Here is a 4,050-nt window from a genome sequence, read left to right as displayed (position 1 = left end):
GGACACTCACCGCCTTCCCGGCCGAACCGGGCGACGATTGGGTGGCGACTGCCCGCGAAGGAGTGCAGTCGTTGATTGGCGTTCCCGTCGAAGTCGACTGCCCGGAGCGAGTCCGCCGTATCGACTTCCAAAAGGAAGGGACGGACCAGCAAACCACGATATACAACGTCGTCTGCCGAGCGGTGCCCGTGGAAGGGTGTCCAGTCGCTTCGAACCCTGAACTCGACGGCGAAGCGCTACAGGACCTCAGATGGTTCGACGAAATTCCGACGGAGTGTGAGGGACCGATTGTCGAGGATATCCGGTTGTTTGTCGAGTGAAAATCCCGCAGGAATGACGAAACCGTCTCCTTCAGTCAGTTCGACGAATTAGCGACAGCCCGGTCGTACCACGATGGCTGTTCCACCGTCGTCGACCCGATATCTGAGTAGGTGGCCTGTTCTGTCACGTTCACCTCGTCGCCGTTCAGCGTTCCCTGAAATGATAGCTGATACGTTTTGACGAGTCCGTCCGCAGTGACCGTCGCTGTGAGATTGGCGGCCGTAACGTTCGTCACCATCAGTCCGACGACTTCCAGTGAATCGCTTTTAAACGATGTCGCAGTGACGCGATAGGTCGATTCGTCCTGCTTCGTGACTGAGTCGTTCGAAAATCCCGCAAGGAGAACCGGGATCCACCCATTGTTGAGCGGTGTGCCGCGAGAGACCTCCGACGGGGGGACGGTTTGCCCGCTCGGGCCCGCAATGATTCCGTACGTGCTATTCTGTCCCGTCTCGATTTTTCGGAACGCGACAGACCCGTTTGAATAGTGGGCGACCGTGCCGTTCGTTTCGTTGCCGGACCGTGGGAACGACCCCTCCATAGTCGAATTGAACAGGAAGCGGTTCTCAGTCGATGAGACCTGTGTCGAGACCGTGTTACGGGTGTATACCGTTCCATTCTCCGCATAGCTGATTTCGGAAACTTCCTGCACTGAGTAGGACGACTCTTGGAGAATAGTTTCGTGGGCACCCGATACTGTAAACGGTTCTTCGACACCGTCAGCAGTTATTCCCGGCGGGAATTGGGCGGACTCCTCTGCTGTAGTCGTCGCAGTCGTGGTCGTCGTTGTAGCTGTGTTGGGAGTTGTCGTCGAAGTTGTGTTTGCGGGTGTCGCCGTGTCTGTCGTCGGTGAACCGGGACCGAAGCCAAAGCCGGAACAACCGGCAAGGAGGACGATACTGAGGGCGGCGAGTGCTGACCAGCGAGAGCGCATAAAGACAAATTTCTAACAACTCAAGGAATGTCTTGTGGCTACCTCAACACCGTGGACGCAAAACGGACTCTCGTGTCGTTCTCGGGTGAGGTTCCTCAGCAGACAGCTGCCGGTTTCGATTGGGTCTCCGACTCTCCGCGGGTGAGGAGCGCGGTCACGAGGAAAATCGCCGCCGTCGGCAGCATGACCAGTCCGATGGTGAACTGCCAGAAGCCGAGGAGGAACAGCCCAAGAGCACTGCCGACAGTTAGGGCGAATCGATTCCGGACTGCGCCAGCGGCACCAACCCATCCCAACCCGATAACGACCGCGAACAGAACGAGTCGCGATGTTTGATAGCCGGGTTGTGGAAGCAGGGCCACGAGAAATATCGTTTGGAGTGCTGCGGCTGCGACTGACGCTCCTCTGAGGATGTTCGCTTTCGAGTAGGAGGGCATCATATGTTGTGATACGTCTGTTGGTTAGTTAATAGTTTTCTCAGAAGTGGGCCGGTCGTGCAGTCAAACCGTTGAGATGGGGTATTGACACCTACAAAGAGAGACGAGAGTTACGTCTCCACCCGCCAGTCCTCCGCTAACAGTCCGTAGTGGTGCAAGTCGAGGTGTCGCCCGTTGTGGTAGACGTGGTTACGAAGCGTCCCTTCGTGTGTGAAGCCGAGTTTCTCGGCCAGCCCACGCGAAGCCCGGTTCGAATCGAAAATCCGAGCCACGATTTTGGTAACTGGCAAGTGGTCGAATCCGTATCCGATGAGCAACTGGCAGGCTTCGGTGGCCAATCCTCGACCGTGGAACTCCGGAGCCACGTAACACGTGAGTTCGGCGTTCCCCCAGTCTTTGTCAATATCTACGAGTCTGACTCTCCCCGCTGGCGCTTCATCGCGGCAAATGAGCAGTTCGACGTCCGTATTTTGTTCCTCAAACTGTTGGGCTACTGTGTGTCGGCTTCGAGGGTTCGGAGCGCCGAACCCCTGCCATAAATCGGGGTTGTTGATCATCTCGTGGAGGAAGTCGATGTCCTCCCGTTCGATGGTTCGAAGCGTGACTGTGTCCCCGTGAAGAAACGCGGCTCCGGGCATAATGTAATTTGTTTGATAGAACTGAAATTTGTTTGGGGGCTTCGAAGGTTAATGGAGAGTTGCCGGTGTGCTGTGCTGTCGTCGGGAAGAGGACGTCGGCGAGCAACGCGATGGCGAACGCCGCTGCGAAGACCAGCCCCGCTAACGCCCGTGCTTTTCGAAGTCGCATTCATGAGTCTCTGAGGGTTGGTGGTCGGCCGCGAGGGCCCCTCTTCACGTCGCGGGGCCGGTGATGTCAGTTGGGGGCTCGCTCCGTGAGTCGACGGCGTCAGGGATGGTGACGGTGCGGGGGGTCATCGCGGGTTAATTACAGGGGTGGAAAAAGAGAATCAGCCGCTCAGTGCGTTCCTAGCACTTCACTTCTGGAGGTCCACACGATGGATTCTTACCTCGGCATCCACCCCGCTGATGATTCGCGTCTCCGGGTACGCTGTCACATCGGGCTTCCAGGTGTTCGTATCCACGCCAATCGACGCCCCGTCATACAGCAGCTCGACGCCAGCGTTGCCGTTGCCGTCGATGTCCTCCGACCGAACCAGTCGAACCGTGTGTCGGTTGGTGTCGTTGTCCCACGTCCCGGAAATCTCCGTCGTCGCGGTGCCGCCATCCTCCCGGATGCATTTGATATCGCCGTTGGCCTTCACGACGACGCGCCGCCGATTGTTGCCATCGACCCAGGTTTGATACAGCGAGAGCGCACTGGTTGAGGCCGACGACTGAAAGGCAAACTCCCAGACCCATTCGCCGTTCACCATCCGCAAGCCTCCCTGCGGGGTGTGCGAGACATTTTGCGTCGTCGTATCGCCCGCAGGGATAACCATCGCCCCCAGATCCGCGGACGCGGAACCGTTTTCGATAGTCCACTCCGGCCGGTATCCGAACGTCTGGGTTTGCATTCGATCCTGGATGCGGCCGTCGGCAAAGTCGTCCGACAGGTAGCGGTCATGCTGGTAGACCCGCCCGTCCTCCGCGATTAGTTGCCCCGACGTTTTTGCCGAGTAGAGGCCGCGGTCACCGCCGAACCCTTCAGTGTCTTGCATCATATAGACCCGGCCGCTTTTTTCGGGGACGAGCGCCTCTTTCGAGACGTTGCCAGACGGCTTGTAGAGGTAAATCTCACCGCCGAGAGAGAGTTTGACGGCGTGGTCAAGGCCGTTCTGGAACTCGCAGTTCCGCATCTGGACTTTGCACGTGTTATGGGATTTGACCGCCGACCCCTGCGTGAGTTCCTCTGTGGCGTTCCCCGTGAAGACAATGTCTTTGACTTTGAAGTGCCCGCCTTTCGGGCGGAGCGACGCATCCATCTGGAAATTCTCGAGGAGCGCGTCGTCGACTTCGACACACCACACCGCGGGTTCAAGGCCGGTTTTGACGACAACGTCCGAGGGGCTTGAGCCCTGGCCCTGAAGCAGCGAGAACGGCCCTGTATGTGGTTCGTGGCCCGCGAATATCAGGGGCGGAAGTCGCGGTAACGGGCCATCGTAGGTCCCAGGTTTGACTTTGACAGCAAACGGGTGGTTCATCTGTAACGCAGCGACCCGATCCCACGCCTCGGCAATCGTCTGCACTGGATTCGACTCCGTCCCCTCGTTTGAATCGTCGCCGTTGGCCGAATCCACCCAGATTTCGACTTTTTCCTCAGTCGTGAATGGTAGTCCGCCCTCAGGAATGTGTTTTGTCGAATCGGAGAACCCGGCGCCGATCCGTGCTTGGTCTATAG

The 4,050-nt window shown here is 58.1% G+C and carries 4 protein-coding genes and 1 pseudogene; 1 reads left to right on the top strand and 4 read right to left on the bottom strand.

Annotated features, from left to right (window positions below):
* Positions 1–320: pseudogene (locus QT222_RS05100) on the top strand (hypothetical protein); the annotation flags it as partial.
* A 35-nt stretch (positions 321–355) separates the two neighbouring features.
* On the opposite strand, the gene QT222_RS05095 reads toward QT222_RS05100, so the two are convergent.
* The 4 genes from QT222_RS05095 to QT222_RS05080 all read right to left on the bottom strand — a co-directional run.
* The gene (locus QT222_RS05095; protein ID WP_491476517.1) at positions 356–1,255 is read right to left on the bottom strand and encodes a DUF7537 family lipoprotein; all 900 of its coding nucleotides are present in this window, start codon (positions 1,253–1,255) and stop codon (positions 356–358) included.
* Between the two features lie 95 nt (positions 1,256–1,350).
* Positions 1,351–1,695: a hypothetical protein gene (locus tag QT222_RS05090; protein ID WP_004059311.1), complete on the bottom strand. Its 345-nt coding sequence runs from the start codon at positions 1,693–1,695 to the stop codon at positions 1,351–1,353.
* A 107-nt stretch (positions 1,696–1,802) separates the two neighbouring features.
* Complete coding sequence (locus QT222_RS05085; protein ID WP_491476516.1) at positions 1,803–2,330, bottom strand: GNAT family N-acetyltransferase; 528 nt, start codon at positions 2,328–2,330, stop codon at positions 1,803–1,805.
* A 356-nt stretch (positions 2,331–2,686) separates the two neighbouring features.
* Positions 2,687–4,050: hypothetical protein (locus tag QT222_RS05080; RefSeq protein ID WP_491476515.1), on the bottom strand; the 1,364-nt coding region annotated here is incomplete at its 5' end.

Source organism: Haloferax sp. s1 (assembly GCF_058382125.1).
This window is presented reverse-complemented; position numbering and strand designations above follow the sequence as displayed.

Coding starts and splice junctions, on each gene's coding strand:
- QT222_RS05090 (WP_004059311.1), bottom strand. CDS start 1,695: ATGATGCCCTCCTACTCGAAAGCGAACATCCTCAGAGGAGCGTCAGTC.
- QT222_RS05085 (WP_491476516.1), bottom strand. CDS start 2,330: ATGCCCGGAGCCGCGTTTCTTCACGGGGACACAGTCACGCTTCGAACC.
- QT222_RS05095 (WP_491476517.1), bottom strand. CDS start 1,255: ATGCGCTCTCGCTGGTCAGCACTCGCCGCCCTCAGTATCGTCCTCCTT.